The sequence below is a fragment of the Streptomyces sp. NPDC086147 genome, from assembly GCF_040702165.1.
In the GTDB taxonomy this organism is placed as follows: Bacteria; Actinomycetota; Actinomycetes; order Streptomycetales; family Streptomycetaceae; genus Streptomyces.
The window spans coordinates 30031-45834 of the sequence record NZ_JBFBJO010000028.1; the positions used below are offsets into that span (position 1 = coordinate 30031).

The 15804-nt window shown below is 73.8% G+C and carries 10 protein-coding genes; 4 read left to right on the top strand and 6 right to left on the bottom strand.

The annotated features are described in order from the left end of the window. Positions 1-54: 54 nt before the first annotated feature. Both AB0398_RS31935 and AB0398_RS31940 read left to right on the top strand, forming a co-directional pair. A complete protein-coding gene (locus tag AB0398_RS31935; RefSeq protein ID WP_366379152.1) occupies positions 55-1023 on the top strand; it encodes an NAD(P)/FAD-dependent oxidoreductase in 969 nt (322 codons plus the stop codon). Continuing rightward, positions 984-1772 (top strand): hypothetical protein, encoded by a 789-nt coding sequence (locus AB0398_RS31940; protein WP_366379153.1) that lies wholly within the window; start codon positions 984-986, stop codon positions 1770-1772. The genes AB0398_RS31935 and AB0398_RS31940 overlap by 40 nt, the downstream gene beginning before the upstream one ends. A 77-nt stretch (positions 1773-1849) precedes the next feature. On the opposite strand, the gene AB0398_RS31945 is transcribed toward AB0398_RS31940, so the two are convergent. From AB0398_RS31945 to katG, 3 genes are all read right to left on the bottom strand, one after another. Then, positions 1850-2590: a class I SAM-dependent methyltransferase gene (locus AB0398_RS31945; RefSeq protein WP_366379154.1), complete on the bottom strand. Its 741-nt coding sequence runs from the start codon at positions 2588-2590 to the stop codon at positions 1850-1852. Positions 2591-2739: 149 nt separating this feature from the next. Next, on the bottom strand, positions 2740-5553 hold the full coding sequence (locus AB0398_RS31950) for a hypothetical protein (protein ID WP_366379155.1): 2814 nt from the start codon (positions 5551-5553) through the stop codon (positions 2740-2742). Positions 5554-5803: 250 nt separating this feature from the next. Then, positions 5804-8056 carry a catalase/peroxidase HPI gene (gene katG / locus AB0398_RS31955; RefSeq protein ID WP_366379156.1) on the bottom strand — a complete coding sequence of 751 codons (2253 nt, stop codon included), beginning with the start codon at positions 8054-8056 and terminating at the stop codon, positions 5804-5806. Between the two features lie 250 nt (positions 8057-8306). On the opposite strand from katG, the gene AB0398_RS31960 reads away from it, so the two are divergent. After that, complete coding sequence (locus AB0398_RS31960; RefSeq protein WP_356546595.1) at positions 8307-8723, top strand: Fur family transcriptional regulator; 417 nt, start codon at positions 8307-8309, stop codon at positions 8721-8723. Positions 8724-8807: 84 nt separating this feature from the next. Here AB0398_RS31960 and tpx read toward each other — a convergent pair whose 3' ends face one another. Further along, positions 8808-9308 (bottom strand): thiol peroxidase, encoded by a 501-nt coding sequence (gene tpx, locus AB0398_RS31965; RefSeq protein WP_366379157.1) that lies wholly within the window; start codon positions 9306-9308, stop codon positions 8808-8810. Positions 9309-9520: 212 nt separating this feature from the next. Here tpx and AB0398_RS31970 point away from each other — a divergent pair, with 212 nt between their 5' ends. Continuing rightward, positions 9521-10825, top strand: coding sequence for a family 16 glycosylhydrolase (locus tag AB0398_RS31970; protein WP_366379158.1), 1305 nt, complete (start codon positions 9521-9523; stop codon positions 10823-10825). A gap of 55 nt (positions 10826-10880) precedes the next feature. Here AB0398_RS31970 and AB0398_RS31975 read toward each other — a convergent pair whose 3' ends face one another. Continuing rightward, positions 10881-13865 carry a hypothetical protein gene (locus AB0398_RS31975; RefSeq protein ID WP_366379159.1) on the bottom strand — a complete coding sequence of 995 codons (2985 nt, stop codon included), beginning with the start codon at positions 13863-13865 and terminating at the stop codon, positions 10881-10883. Next, the gene (locus AB0398_RS31980) at positions 13866-15728 is read right to left on the bottom strand and encodes an HSP90 family protein (protein WP_366379160.1); all 1863 of its coding nucleotides are present in this window, start codon (positions 15726-15728) and stop codon (positions 13866-13868) included. It lies immediately after the preceding gene. Positions 15729-15804: the final 76 nt, after the last annotated feature.

A 15804-nucleotide genomic window follows, 5' to 3' on the forward strand; every position in this document is an offset into this window, starting at 1 on the left:
CCTCCCCGCCCCCACCGTCCTTCGTACCCGATCCGGCAGAACAGGAGCCGCCAGATGAGCCGTCCGACGAGTGCCCCGACGGTGTCCGGCGGCCACCCGCCCGCCGCCGACTACCAGGTCGACGCCGTGATCGTCGGGGCCGGGCTCTCCGGCCTCTACCAGCTCCACCGGCTGCGGGAGCTCGGCCTGACGGCCGTGGTCTTCGAGGCCGGCGACGACATCGGCGGAACGTGGTACTGGAACCGCTACCCCGGGGCCCGCTGCGACATCGAGAGCATGTCGTACTCCTACTCCTTCTCCCCGGAACTCGACCAGGAGTGGGAGTGGAGTGAGCGCTACGCCGCCCAGCCGGAGATCCTGCGCTACATCCACCACGTCGCCGACCGGTTCGACCTGCGCGAGGACGTCGTCCTACGGTCTCGCGTCACACGAGCCGTGTACGACGGGCACGATCATCACTGGCGGCTGTCCACGGACACCGGAGGGGCCGTCACCGCCCGCTTCGTGATCCTGACGACAGGCTGCATGTCGGTCCCCAAGGATCCGGGGATCCCCGGTGCCGACAGCTTCACCGGCGCCGTCCACCACACCGCACGGTGGCCGCGCGAGGACGTCTCCTTCGCCGGGAAGAGGGTCGCCGTGATCGGCACCGGATGCTCGGGCGTCCAGGCCGTTCCCGTCATCGCCGAGGAGGCGGCCTCCCTGACCGTCTTCCAGCGCACCCCGGCCTACGTCCTGCCGGCCCACAACCGCCCGCTGCGGGCCACGGAGCGCGCGGCGCTCAAAGCCGGGTACCCCGAGTTCCGGCAGGCCCAGCGGCGCTCGCGGGGCGGGACCGTCTTCGAGCCCCCGACCCGCTCGGCGCTGGAGGCGGACGGGGCGGAGCGCACCGCCGCCTACGAGGCGGCCTGGGGCAGGGCTTCCTCAACGGACTGCTGCGCACCTACACCGACGTCCTCACCGACGAGAAGGCCAACGAGACCGTGGCGGAGTTCGTCCGGTCCAAGATCCGGTCGATCGTGACCGACCCCGCGACGGCTGGACTGCTCTCCCCGCGCACGTTCCCGTTCGCGACCAAGCGCCCCTGCCTGGGGACCGGTTACTACGAGACGTACAACCTGCCGCACGTGTCGCTCGTGGACCTGCGCGCGACCCCGATCGAGCGGATCACCCCCCGGGGCATCCGGACCTCGGACGGGGAGCACGACCTCGACGTGATCGTCCTCGCCACCGGCTTCGACGCCCTCACCGGCTCCCAGCTCGCCGTCGACATCGTGGGCAAGGGAGGCGTGACGCTCCGGGAACGGTGGGCCGAGGGCCCCCGAAACCACCTCGGACTCGTCTCGGCCGGCTTCCCCAACCTCTTCACCGTCCTCGGACCGCTCAGCCCCTCCGTACTCACCAACATCACGGTGTCCCTCGAACAACAGGTCGAGTGGATCACCGACTGCATCGACCACCTGCTCAGGAACGGCCTCACCGAGATCGACGCCACCCCGTCCGCCGAGGCCGACTGGGGGACGCGCGTGGCGGAGATCGCCGCCCGCACGCTCTACCCGGCGGTGGACTCCTGGTACACCGGGGCGAACGTCCCGGGCAAACCGCGGGTGTTCCTCGCCTACGCGGGCGGGCTCGACCGGTACCGGGAGGAGTGCGACGCAGCGGCCCGCGACGGTTACGCCGGCTTCGTCCTCTCCTCCTCCACGGGCGGGCGTTCCCTCCCGGACCCGAACCGGACCCTGCGCCGGGAGCGGATCCCGGGCTGTGAGTGATCATGCTTCGGAGTTGGGGGGATCTCGCGGATCGGCACTCGGTGACAGACCTCGTCCTCCCTCCGAACCGGCCGGGTTCAGGCCGGCTTGCGCCAGACGGAGACGTGCTTCGCGGAGTCCTGGGCGAACGCCGCACCGTTCCAGTCCGCGACGCGGCGTTCCAGCTCCAGTCCGGCGATCCGGGCCATCAGGTCCAGCTCCGCCGGCCAGGCGTACCGGTGCCGGGAACTGCCGCGCCGGTAGCGGCCGTCGTCGCCGTCGAGGGTGAGGTGGTGCGAGACGAGGACCTGCTCGACCAGGTCGAAGGTGTCGAAGCCGAGGTGCCGCTCGGAGACGTCGAACGGCACCGCGATCCGGCCGGGCGGCAGGAACCGCAGCGGCGGCACGCTCAGCTCGACGACGAACCGGCCACCGGGCGCCAGGTGCCGCGCGGCGTTGCGGAAGCACTCGACCTGCTCGTCCTGGGTGAGCAGGTTCGAGATCGTGTTGTAGACGAGGTACACCAGGGAGAACTCGCCGGGGACGACGGTGGTGGCCATGTCCCCCACGGTCACCGGGAGGGTCTCCTCGTCCGTCTTGCGCCGCAGGGCCGCCGCCATGTGTTCGGACAGTTCGATGCCCACCACCGGCACGCCGCGTTCCCGGAGCGGAACGCCCACCCGTCCGGTCCCGATGGCGAACTCCAGGGCCCGGCCGTCTCCGGCGAGTTCGGCGAGGAAGTCGAGGGTCGGTCCGAGGACGGCGGCCGAGAACATCTCGGCGTCCTCGGCGTCGTAGCGGTCGGCGGTCTCACGGGTCCACAGTTCGCTGCTCGTCACGGGGCGACAGACTGCCAGGCGCGCAAAGCGCTGTCGACGCGTTTTCGTCCGGGCCGCCCGCGTTCCGGACGGTGGGGAAGGACGACCGGCGGGCCCCGGGATCTCTCCCCGGGGCCCGCCGGCCGCTCTGTCTCCCGTGTGGTGAGGGGTTACGCCGCGTCCCGCACCCGTCCGGTGAACTCCGGTCCCGGGACCGGCTCCCAGGAGCCGTCGAAGAGGGACAGGGCGGCCCGCAGGGACTCCGTCGGTTCCATGACGCCGTCCTTGACGGTGGGCACGGTCAGCTCCGCGCTCGTCTCCCCGGCGGGGACGGAGAACCACAGGGACAGGCCGCCCGGGGCCGCCCCGGACAGCGGGACGGCCGGGTTCGGGACCTCGCCGATCTGCTGCTCCAGCCACTCCGGATCGACGTCCGCCGTGGACAGTTCGGCGCCGCCGGTCACCGGCAGCACGCCGACCGTGCCCATGATGTCGGCGTCCGCCGCGGCGGACAGCTTCACCCGCCAGGTCAGGGACCCGCCCTCGGTCACGTCGTCCGCGACGGGGGTCACGGTCACCGTGGGCAGGGGATCGTCGTTGCGGGCGGTCACGCCGCCCCGGTGGGAGCCGACCACGGCCCCGCGCACCGCCTTCACGAACGCGTCGTGCGTCGTGTCGTAGCCGAAGCGGGTGTTGCCGCGGACCTCGACCGGCACGTCGATGTCGTGGCGCCCCGGGCGCACCGTCACCAGGCGCGAGACGGCCGGGTCGCCGTCGGGGCCGGGCACGAACAGGCGGACCTGTCCGGCACCCTTCCCGGAGACCCGCACCGGAACGCGGTAGGTCCGCACCCCGGAGTCGCCCTCGTCGACCGTCAGACGCCCGATGTCGACGCGCGGCAGCACGGACGGCCGCACCGCCGGGGTGCCCGGACGCCAGCCCCACCCGTCCACGAGCCACGCGCGGCCCGCGCGGCCGCTCGGGGCCAGTTCGAGCGACGCGATCCGCTTCAGGTCCAGGCCCCTCAGGCTCGCGGCGGACAGCGGGACGCGGACCTCGCGCGCCCACACGGACGTGGTCCGGTCGCTGCCCGGCAGCCCGTCGACCCGGACGCGGCCCAGGTGCGCGCGGCGGCCCGAGGCGTCGGTCACGGCGACGTCGAACCGGGTGCCCGCGCTGTTGGGCGGTACGGCCAGGCGCAGGGCCAGGGCGTCGGAGCCGGCCAGCGAGACCGGCCGGGACGGGCGTACCGCGACCGGCTTCCCGGGAGCGTCCCACCGCAGCGCGACGGCGTCACGGCCCGGCTCGGGAGAGGCGTCCCAGACCGCGAAGTGCGGGGAGGCGCCGCCCTCCTCGGGGTTCAGACAGGCGCGCTCGGCGTCGGGGTCGACCTGGGCGCACAGCCGGCCCGAGCCGGAGACCGCCGTCGAGGCGTCCGGCAGGAAGGCCGGTACGCGGTGCCCGCCGACGGCGTGGGTGAGGACCCGGGCCGGGTCCGCCGAGGGCGCGCGGCGGCCGGTGCCGTCGAGCAGCGGCCGCACCCGGTCGTCGCCCCCGACGAACAGCCGCGCCGACGCCGCGATGTAGACCGCGCCCGCCTTCTGCTGCTGCCCGGCGGTCAGCCGGATCGCCGCGCCGGGGGAGCAGACCGGATCGGGCGTCTCGTCGGACGAGAAGTCGTCGAAGGCCGGGGCCTGGGCCTGGCCCGGGGTCCACTCGCTGTTGAAGAAGTTGTGGTTGGCCCCGACCATGTAGGCCGAGCTGTGCAGGGCCGTGCCCCGGCCGGTGCCCCGGGTGCCGTCCAGGTAGATCTGGCCCTGGAGGTCGCTCACGTCCCCGTCGCAGCCCGGCAGGATCGTCGTGGACGGCACGTCGGGGGCCGGGTTCTGGCCGAAGATCGTGGGCCCGATCAGGACGTTGCCGCGGATCTTCCACCGTACGGGCCCGTGGTGGCCGTCCCGGTCGGCCGGCGGCGGGTAGAGGCTGTCGAGCGCCGCCCGGTTGACGCCCTCGCCGCCGCGCGAGTGGCCGACGAGCAGCACCCGCGAGAGGTCGGCGGGCGCGGTCTTCCGCACGGCGGCCGGCGCGCCCGGCCGGTTCGCGGCCCAGTCGGCCCAGCGTGCCAGGTGCAGCCGGACCAGGGAGGAGCGGGCCTGCGCGCCCGCGTCGTCGATGCTGTGGTCCTGCCCGTTGACGCCGTTGGCGGATATCGAGAGCGTCACGTAGCCCTGGGAGGCCAGGAGCTTCTGGGCGTTCAGGTACCCCCGGTGGCTCGGTATCTCCCGGGTGCCCGCCGGGCAGGGCCAGGCGCCCGTCGCGTCCTCGGTCCCGGGCGTGTAGCAGGTGGCGTGCCGGCCGTGCAGGAAGAGGGCCACCGGCCGCTCGCCCGGCGCGCCGGCCGGACCCACCACGACGGCGCGCATCTCGACGGGCACGGGGAAGTCGGGCAGCTTCACGGACGGCAGGACGTACTCGCCGCTCACGGTCCGGTAGGGGCCGGGCGTGCCCGGGTCGACCGGGTTCGCCGGGAGGGAGGCCTCGGGTGCGGCGGACCGGGGCGGGGCCTGCCGCGGCCCGGTGGGCCGGAGGCGGGCGGAGGGCTCGGCGGCGTCCAGCCGCTTGCCGCCGGCCGTCACCCGCAGCCGGTCGCCCCCGTCGAGCCGGGCGTCCCCGAGGGGGAGCCGGAAGGCGCGCCCGTCGGGATCGGCCGCCGGACGGCCGAGCAGCCGGTCGCCGGCGTGGAACTCGACCCGGGCGTCGCCCATGGGGACGGGGCCGGGCGACGTCCACACGAGCTGCCGGTCCGCGCCGGTCCCGGTGACCCGCCAGCCCGGGGGGAGTTCGGGGTTCCCGCGCCCGGCCTCCTGGGCCGTCGTCGCCGTCGGTCCGGGGGACGGTTCCTCCGCGTGCGCCGCGCCGGGCGTCGCCGCCGTCAGCGCGAGTAAGGCGGCGGCGGTGGTCACGCCGCGTATGCCACGTATCAAGACGGTCTTCCTCACGTTCGTTCCCGTGGGAGCACCGCCGGTGGCGTCGGCCGTCCGGCTCCCCGGTGCCCCCTCTCGCCCCGGAGGACGGCGGCGGACGTGCCGGGGTTGCCTCCCCGTACGGCGTCATGTGCGCGCCGGAGAAGGGGAGTCGGGAACGGGACCGGCCCGGACGGCGGGGGAGCCGTCCGGGCCGGGCGTGCCGCGGCCGGACGACGGGGGGCGTCGTCCGGCCACGGGCGGGGGAGGGTCAGACGAGGTCGAACCGGTCCAGGTTCATGACCTTGTCCCACGCGGAGACGAAGTCCTTCACGAACTTCTCCTTCGCGTCGTCGCTCGCGTAGACCTCGGCCAGCGCGCGCAGTTCGCTGTTGGAGCCGAAGACGAGGTCGGCGCGGGTGCCGGTCCACCGGACCGTGCCCGTCGCGGCGTCGTGGGCCTCGAAGAGGTCCGCGTCACCGGCCACCGGCCGCCAGATGGTGTCCATGTCGAGCAGGTTGACGAAGAAGTCGTTCGTCAGGGTGCCCGGGGCCGTGGTCAGAACGCCGTGCTTCGAGCCCTGGTGGTTCGCGCCCAGGACGCGCAGACCGCCGACGAGGACCGTCAGTTCGGGGGCGCTCAGGTTCAGCAGGTTGGCCCGGTCGACGAGCAGGAACTCGGCCGGAAGGCGGCTGCCCTTGCCGAGGTGGTTGCGGAAGCCGTCCGCCTTCGGCTCCAGGGCGGCGAAGGACTCCACGTCCGTCTGCTCCTGGCTCGCGTCCACCCGGCCCGGCGCGAACGGCACCTCGACGGCGAAGCCCGCGTCCTTGGCGGCCTTCTCCACGGCGGCGGAGCCCGCGAGCACGATCAGGTCGGCGATCGAGACCTTCTTGCCGCCCTCGGCGTCGAAGTCGGCCTTGACGCCTTCGAGGACGCGGAGCACCTGCGCCAGCTGGTCCGGCTCGTTGACCTCCCAGTTGCGCTGCGGCTCCAGGCGGATGCGGCCACCGTTGGCGCCGCCCCGCTTGTCGCTGCCGCGGAAGGAGGAGGCCGAGGCCCAGGCCGCGGAGACGAGCTGCGCGACGGTCAGGTCCGAGGCGAGGATCCGCTCCTTGAGGGAGGCGACGTCCGAGGCGTCCAGGAGCTCGCCCTCGCGCTCCGGCAGCGGGTCCTGCCACAGCAGGACCTCGGAGGGGACCTCCGGGCCGAGGTAGCGGGAGATCGGACCCAGGTCACGGTGGGTCAGCTTGTACCAGGCGCGGGCGAAGGCGTCCGCGAACTGCTCGGGGTTCTCGTGGAAGCGCCGCGAGATCTGCTCGTACGCCGGGTCGAAGCGCAGCGACAGGTCGGTGGTGAGCATCGTCGGGCGGTGCTTCTTCGACGGGTCGTGCGCGTCGGGGATGATCGCCTCGGCGTCCTTCGCCACCCACTGGTGGGCACCGGCCGGGCTCTTGGTGAGCTCGTAGTCGTACGCGAAGAGGTGCTCGAAGAAGTCGTGGCCCCACTGCGCCGGGGTGGTGGTCCAGGTAACCTCCAGACCGCTGGTGATCGTGTCGCCGCCCTTGCCGGTGCCGTGGGAGTTGGCCCAGCCGAAGCCCTGGGACTCGATCGGCGCGGCCTCGGGGTCGTCGCCGACGCTCTCCGACGGGCCGGCGCCGTGCGCCTTGCCGAAGGTGTGGCCGCCCGCGATGAGCGCGACGGTCTCCTCGTCGTTCATCGCCATCCGGCGGAAGGTCTCCCGGATGTCGCGGGCCGCCGCGACCGGGTCCGGGTTGCCGTTCGGGCCCTCGGGGTTGACGTAGATCAGGCCCATCTGGACCGCGCCGAGGGGCTCCTCCAGCTCGCGGTCGCCCGTGTAGCGCTTGTCGTCCAGCCAGACGGTCTCGGGGCCCCAGTAGACGTCCTCGTCGGGCTCCCACACGTCCGCGCGGCCGCCGGCGAAGCCGAAGGTCTCGAAGCCCATCGTCTCCAGGGCCACGTTGCCGGTGAGGACCAGGAGGTCGGCCCAGGAGAGGTTCTGGCCGTACTTCTTCTTGACCGGCCAGAGCAGGCGGCGGGCCTTGTCCAGGTTGACGTTGTCCGGCCAGCTGTTGAGCGGCGCGAAGCGCTGCTGGCCGGCGCCGGCGCCGCCGCGGCCGTCGCTGATGCGGTACGTGCCCGCGCTGTGCCACGCCATCCGGACCATGAGGGGGCCGTAGTGGCCGAAGTCGGCGGGCCACCAGTCCTGGGAGGTCGTGAGGACCTCGGCTATGTCGCGCTTCACGGCCGCCAGGTCGAGGCTCTGGAACGCCTCGGCGTAGTCGAAGTCCTCGCCCAGCGGGTTGGCCACGGCGGGGTTCTTGGCCAGGATCTTCAGGTTCAGCCGGTTCGGCCACCACTGGTTGTTCCCGCCGCCCTGGGTCGGGTGGGCGGCGCGGCCGTGGGCGACCGGGCAACCGCCCCCGGCTTCGTCCAGCTTCGCGTCCACGACGATCGCGTCGTGGTTCTCGGGCGCTTCGTTCTCGGGCACGCGGTTCTCAGACATCGGAATCCTTCCGGACCTGGCGGACAACAGTACTCAGGAAGTGCGATCGGAGCGGCCGGGTCGTGCCCGGAGAGCCGTCACGTATCGGACTCCCGCCGCGCTGAGGTCTTCCTGTCCCTTGGCCATCAACGAAATCGATCCTACAATGGACGTTGTCCAAGTCAAGAACAATGCCAAATCCTGTCCGAGGAGCACCGGCCGCACACCGGACACCACGGGCCCCGCGTCCGAGCCGAAGAGGTGAACCGATATGAGCGACCTGCTGGAACGGCTGCGATCCCGAGGCTGGCGGATGACGTCCCAGCGCCGCGTGGTCGCGGAGGTCCTGGCCGGCGACCACGTGCACCTCACGGCGGACGAGGTGCACGCGCGCGCCGTCGAGCGGCTGCCGGAGATCGCGCGGGCCACGGTCTACAACACCCTCGGCGAACTCGTCGCCCTGGGCGAGGTCGTGGAGCTCTCCACGGACGGACGGGCCAAGCGCTACGACCCGAACGCGCGCCGGGAGCACCAGCACCTGGTCTGCTCGGGCTGCGGGCTCATCCGGGACGTCCACCCGACGGGCGACCCGCTGGCGGTCCTCCCGTCGGAGGAGCGCTTCGGCTTCGCCGTGGAGAAGGCCGACGTGACGTACCGGGGGCTGTGCCCGGACTGCTCGGGGGGATGAGCGGGTACGCGGAAGGGGGCCGCCACCGGTGTCGGTGACGGCCCCCTCCGGGGTGGCGGCCTCCGCTCCGGAGCCGCCGGGTGACTACTTCAGGACGGCGAGCGCCTCGTCGTAGCCGGGCTCGTCCGCGATCTCGCCCACGAGCTGCGCGTGCAGGACCTTGTCGTTCTCGTCGAGGACGACGACCGCGCGGGCGGTCAGGCCGGCCAGCGGCCCGTCCGCGATCTCCACGCCGTAGTTCGTGTGGAACTCGCGGCCCCGGAGCGTCGAGAGGTTCTTGACGTTCTCCAGGCCCTCGGCACCGCAGAAGCGCGCCTGCGCGAAGGGCAGGTCGGCGGAGATGCAGAGCACCACGGTGTTCTCCAGCTCGCCCGCCTTCTTGTTGAAGGCGCGAACGGAGGAGGCGCACGTCGGGGTGTCGACGCTCGGGAAGATGTTGAGGACCTTGCGCACGCCGGCGAAGTCCTTCAGCGACTTGTCGGCGAGACCCTCGGCGACGAGCGTGAAGTCGGGCGCCTGGCTGCCGGGCTCCGGCAGGGCGCCGTTGACCTGCACCGGGCTGCCCTTCAGCGTGACCTGGGCCATGGTGATCTCCTTAAGACGTACGAGTGGCAACGAAGCGCATCGTACGGAGTCCGGGCCGCTCGCGTGGTCGCACCTCTTGACGCCCCCTTCCTTCACTTCTTAAATCAGGTGGGCGGCGAAGCGGTCCGCCTCCGTGTGTGTCATGTACCTGACATGCATCCGAGGCGTGCGTCCACGACGCCGTCCCCCCACATCCGACGGAAGAGAGAGCCATGACCTCCTCCCGCTCACGACGGCGCACGCTGTCCTCCGCCCTGTCCGCGCTCGCCCTGGCCCTCGCCGTCGCGGCGCTCGGCCCGGCGGCCTCGGCCGGCCCCGCCGAGGGAGCCGCCCGCACGCCCGCCGCGTTCCAGCCCGCGGCCCTCCAGCCCGCCGCCGAGGCGGCCGCCGTCACCTTCTCCGACGACTTCGACGGCCCCGCGGGCGCCGCCGCGGACGGGAGCAAGTGGCAGATCGAGACCGGCGACAACGTCAACAACCACGAACGGCAGTACTACACGGCCGGCAACCGCAACGCCGCGCTCGACGGCCAGGGCCACCTGGTCATCACCGCCCGCAAGGAGAACCCGGGCAACTACCAGTGCTGGTACGGGCGGTGCGAGTACACCTCGGCGCGGCTCAACACCTCGGGGAAGTTCACCACCCGCTACGGCCGCGTCGAGGCCCGCATGAAGGTGCCGCGCGGCCAGGGCATGTGGCCCGCGTTCTGGATGCTCGGCAACGACATCGGCCAGGTCGGCTGGCCCAACTCGGGCGAGATCGACGTCATGGAGAACGTCGGCTTCGAACCCTCCACCGTCCACGGCACCCTGCACGGCCCGGGCTACTCGGGCTCCGGCGGCATCGGCGCCGGGTACACCCTGCCCGGCGGGCAGGCCTTCGCCGACGCCTTCCACACCTTCGCCGTCGACTGGTCGCCGGGCCGGATCACCTGGTCCGTGGACGGCAACGTCTACCAGACCCGCACGCCCGCCGACCTCGGCGGCCGGACCTGGGTCTTCGACAAGCCCTTCTTCCTGATCCTCAACCTCGCGGTCGGTGGCTACTGGCCCGGCGACCCGAACGGCTCGACCCCCTTCCCGAGCCAGCTCGTCGTCGACCACGTCCGCGTCACCACCTCCGACGCCCCCGCCGGCGGCGGACCCATCACCGGGATCGGCGGCAAGTGCGTCGACGTGGCCGCCGCCAACACCGCGAACGGCACCCCCGTCCAGCTCTACGACTGCAACGGGACCGCCGCCCAGCGGTGGACCGTGGGCACGGACGGGACCATCCGCGCGCTCGGCAAGTGCCTCGACGTCGCCTCCGCCGGCACCGCCGACGGAACGCCCCTCCAGCTGTGGGACTGCAACGGCACGGAGGCCCAGCGCTGGGTCGCCAACGACGCCCGGGACGTGGTGAACCCGCGGGCGAACAAGTGCCTGGACGCCACCGGAAACAGCTCGGCCAACGGCACCCGGCTCCAGATCTGGACCTGCGCGGGCACCGCCAACCAGAAGTGGACGGTGACCCGGTAGGACGGGGGACGGGCGGCCCGGCGGCCGCCCGTCCCCTCCACCCGGCCCCGGGAACTCAGCCCCGGGGCCGCGCCAGGTACTCCTCCCGCAGGGCGGTGAGGATCTGCGCGGCCTCGGGGTGGCCCGTGTTCCGGCAGCGCGCCGCCGCCGTCGTCAGCCGGGCGATCGCCTCGTCGGTCCGGCCGAGCCCGTTCCCCTCGACCAGGGCGGCGAACCGCACCGCCTCCGCCCTCGGCAGCTCGCCCTGCTCCCCGCCCCCCTCGTGGACGCCGATCGCGGCCTCCGCCTCGGCCAGGGCCTCCTCGAAGCGCTCCGCCTCCGCCAGGACGTGGGACCTGCGGTAGTGCACCTCACCGCGCTCGTACCAGACGGCGAAGCCCTCGGCGTCCTCCGGCACGCCGTCCAGGACCGCGTCGGCCCGCGCCAGGTGCGCGAGCGCCTCCTCCACCCCCTCGGCCCCCCGGGCCGCCGCCGTGAGACGGGCGAACTCGCGCGCCATCCGCACGATCATGGGCGGGTTCGGCGCCTCGTCGTGCGCGGCGAGGGCACGCCCGTACGCGGCCTCCGCCGCCTCCCAGCGGTCGGCGAGGACCAGCGCGACCGCCGTGTCCGCCGCCACCAGGGTGCGGATCGGGGCGTCGTCCTCCCACCCGGAGACCGTGCTCGCGAGCCGCAGGAACTCCTCGGCCGACGGCAGGTACTCCTCCAGCTCCCGCAGCCCGCGCGCCAGGGACAGCCGGATCTGGGCCACCATCCGCTCGTTCAGGGCGGCGGCCGACTCCTCGGAGAGCAGCGACTCCAGGACCGCCACGGCGTCCGCCTGCCGACCCGATTCCTCCAGGACGTCGGCCAGCTGGATCCGTACGCCCGCGGCCTCCTCGTGCTCCCCGTCCCGGTCGAACCGCGCGGCCGCCTCGGAGAGGTGGCGCACGGCCCCGGCGCGGTCCCCGAGGTGCGAGGACGCGTGGCCGAGCAGGGCGTACGTCGGAGCCATCGGGAAGTCCGCGTCGTCGTACCGCACCGCGTCCGCGATCGCCCGGTGCAGCAGCTCGACCGCCTCCGCCGGCTCCTGCCGGGCCAGCACGGTCTGGGCGAGCAGGGCGCGCGGGCGCGAGCCCCGCCAGGGCCGGTCCGAGGCATCGACGTCCACGAGGGCCGCGCGCAGCTCCGCCTCGGCGAGGGCGACGTCGCCCCGGCGGCCGGCCACGTCCGCGGCGAACTGGCGCGCGTTGGCCGCCTGGTGGGGCGCGCCCAGGCGCTCCGCCTCGGCGCGCAGCGCCCCCACGGCCCGCTCGAACCGCTCCGGAACGGAAGCGGACTCCTCCGGCTCCCGCCGCATCGTCTCCTGGTAGGCGGCGTAGGCGTCGGCGTACAGCACGGTGAAGTAGGCCGACACCCGGTCCGCCGCCGCGTCGGCACCGGCCGCGCGCTCGGCGTCGCCGGGCTTCTCGCCGGTCAGCGGGGCCTCGTCCTTCAGGCGCTCCGCCTCGCGCAGCATCGCGTCGAGACGGCCCCGGACCGCCTCGTCGCGTCCGGCGTCGGCGTCGTCCTCGCCGGTCGTCCACGCGAGGGCGCGGACCCGGGCGGCGAGGGCCTGCCACGCCAGCCCCAGCTCCTCGTAGAGCCCGGCGGCCGTCTCCAGCTCGGCGCCGCTCTCGGCGTTCTCGTCCTTCTGCCGGAGCCGGTACGCGCGCTCCTCGGCGAGCTCGGCCCGCAGCAGCTCCTCCGGGCCGATCCGGTCGTCGTGCGCGGCCGAGCCGTCCGCGAGCCGCTCGGCGATCCGGGCCCAGAGCACGCTGTCCCCGGGGTGGCCGAGCCGGGCCAGGCGCCGTGCCTCGGTCACCAGGGCGACGAAGTCCTCCGGGACCTCGGGCGCCCCGGAACCGGCCGCGGCGGGGGCCGCCGGGGCCGCGCTCGCGGAGGCACGGACCGGGGCGGCCGACCGAAGGCCGAGCGGCAGCGGCTCGTCCAGGAGCGGGCGCCGGGCCAGGCGCTCGCGGCGCCGGTCCCCGACGGCGGTGGTGCCGTTGCGCGCGTCGAAGGCGGTGGCGAGCCGGTCCGCCTCGGCGCGGACGTGGGCGAGGAGTCCGCCGGCGGTCCAGTTCCGTCCGGGCGGCCCGGCGACGGGCGTCTCCGCGTGCCCGTCCTCCACGAGCCGGGCGAGCAGCACCTCCACGCCGGTCAGGAAGCCGAGCCGGTCGAGCGGCGCGCCGGTCGCCTCGAACAGCGGGCGGTTCTCCGCGAGGACCTCCAGGCCCCGGCCCTCGTTGCGCGAGAGCGCGCAGAACTCCAGGTGGAGGCCGACCTCGTGCTGCATGCCGGTGCTGCCCCGGACCCGGCGGTAGCCGGTGAGGTGGTGGGAGCGGGCCTCGTCCGCGCGGCCCAGGCGCAGCAGCGGCAGCAGGGCGCGCGCCTGGCTCATCTGCGGCTCCTCGGAGCAGCTCTGCTCGCCCGCCAGGACGGGCCGCCAGACGTCCAGGGCCCCGGCGTCGTCGCCCGCCGCCACCCGGTGCCAGGCGTGGTGCCGGGTCTCGCAGGCCTCGCAGTCGCTCAGCCCGGTACGGGGCCGGGTGGCCCACAGGTCGTAGGCGTCGTCGACGCCCGTGCCGGTGTGGGCGGCCACGTGGTGGCGCATCGCCGCCACCGGCTGCATCCCGTGCCCGGCCCCCTCGTACCGCTCCTTCATCGTGTCGATCCAGCCCCGCACGGTGGCGAGGGGCATCTCCGGCACCTGGAGCAGGGACGTCGTCACCCACTTGAACCGCCAGAAGACCTGGTGGGCCTCCCACTGGCTGAAGGACTCCGGAGCGGTGTCCCACAGCTTGAGCAGCCGGGCGAAGACCACGGGGGACTTGCGCTGCTCGCCGGTGAACTCGTACGCCGTCATCAGCTCCAGGAGGGCCGTGACGAGGGCGTCGGGCTTGTCGAAGACCTCGGCCGCCTCGACGAGTTCCTCGGCGGTGACGGTCCGCTGCATGCCGTGGGGGCGGTCGTGGTTCTCGCGCAGCGCCTCGACGACGGCCTCGGGCGTGTCCAGCATCTACAGTTCCTTCCGGGGCTCGGAGCCGGGTGCCGCCGCGTCCGGACGGTGCATGGCGTGGGTCAGCAGGCCGATGAAGGCCCGGTTGAGCAGGGCGCTCTCGCTCGCCCGCAGCGGACGGCGGCTGAGCAGCAGGGCCTGGCCGTAGAGGGCCTCGGCGGTCGTCACGGCGAGCCCGCGCTCGGTGATCGTGATCGCCTGGCGGACCAGCGGGTTGAGGTGGTTCAGGACCAGCTGCGCGCGCGGCGTCTCCTGGCGCAGCGAGCCGAGGATGTCGGCCCACAGCCCGTCGCTGTCGCCCGCCAGGTCCGCCCGGGTCCGCTCGTGGCGCGCCTCCCGGTTGTCGAGCAGCAGCGCGGGCGCGGTGACCGGCTGGAAGTCGCGCAGCACGACGTCGCAGTCGTGGACGCCGATCGTCTCCCGGGCCACCGCGAGGAAGGCCGCCGCCCGCAGCTCGGCGGTCGGGTCCACGGCGTCCAGGTGCGCGGTGACCGTGGCCGGGTCCAGGTCCGTGACGGACGTGCCCGGCCGGATCTCGGGCAGCCGGTGCACCAAGTCGCGGTCGTAGGTGTAGCCGCCGTTGACGACGCCCAGACCGGCGGCCGCCGCGATGGGCGCGACCTGCCGGAACTCCTCGACGCTCCGGGTGACCAGGACCGTCGGGTGGGTCCGTACGAACTCCTCCAGGGTCACGTTGCCGTCGGTGGTCTCGAACGGCAGCCACGGCAGCACGACCCGCAGCAGCTCGTCGTCGTAGCGGGCGAGCGCCTTGACCGCCAGGTGGTGGGTGTCGATGAAGCGGTGCAGGAGCGCCGGGTCGCTGGCGGCGAGCCCGGTGAGCCAGTCGCGGATCCGGTCGCCTAGGGCGTCCCGTACGGCGGAGAGCGTGCCGTCCTCGTACAGCGACTCGCGCGACGCGGTGGGCCGCAGGCTGGTCGTGTCGACCACGCAGCGCACGAAGAACGCCCACTCCGGGAGGAGTTCGGGCGCCTTGTCGGTGAGCAGCATGCCCTTGAGGTGCACCCGGTGCCCCGCGCGCTGCGCCGGGCTGACCGCCGTCGGCAGCACGTACGCCACACCGCGCAGACCGGCCGCCGGCAGGTCCAGCTCGATGCTGTCGAGCGGGGTGAAGTCGAACAGGTCGCGGCAGTACGCGGTCAGGGCCTCGCGGCGCGCCAGCGGCGAGCGGTGGCTCCGCTCCCACGGCGGCGCCTCGTTGATCCGGTGCGTCTCGCCCCGGGAGTCGACGACGGTGACCTCGTGCCGCAGCAGACCGCCGTAGTGCCGGGCGAGGGAGACGACCTGCCCCGGGCTCGTCCACTCGGCGTTGTCGGCGCGCGGCACGAGCCGGACGGTGGTGCCCGGCTCGGGCGCCTCCGCGGCGGGCAGGGTGCGGAGGGTGTAGCGGCCGTCGGAGTGGCCGCGCCACTCGACGGCGGGCGCCGACGGGTCCGACGCGGACCGGCTGACCACCGTGATCTCGTCGGCCACGACGAAGCAGGCGAGCAGACCGATGCCGAACTGGCCGATGAACTCCCCGCGGGCGGCGTCGAGCCCGGCGCCGTCCAGGGCGCCGTCGGCGGTCCGCTTGGAGCTGCGCCCGATGGTGGCGAGGAACCGGTGGACGTCGGCCTCGGTCAGGCCGACGCCGGTGTCCGTGACGGTGAGGACGTCACCGGTGCGGACTGTGATGGCGCCGGGCGCGTCGGGGTCGAGCGCCTGCCGGGCCGTGATGGCGTCCACGGCGTTCTGGAGCAGCTCGCGCAGGTAGACGCGGGGGCTGGAGTAGAGGTGGTGGGAGAGCAGGTCGACCAGACCGCGCAGGTCGACCTGGAAGGTGTGCGCTGACTCGGAAGGAGACACCCGGTGAAGTCTTTCGGTGAACGCGCCCGCGACGACGGGCGGGAGGCGAAGGGGGTACGGAGGAAGAGGTACGGGG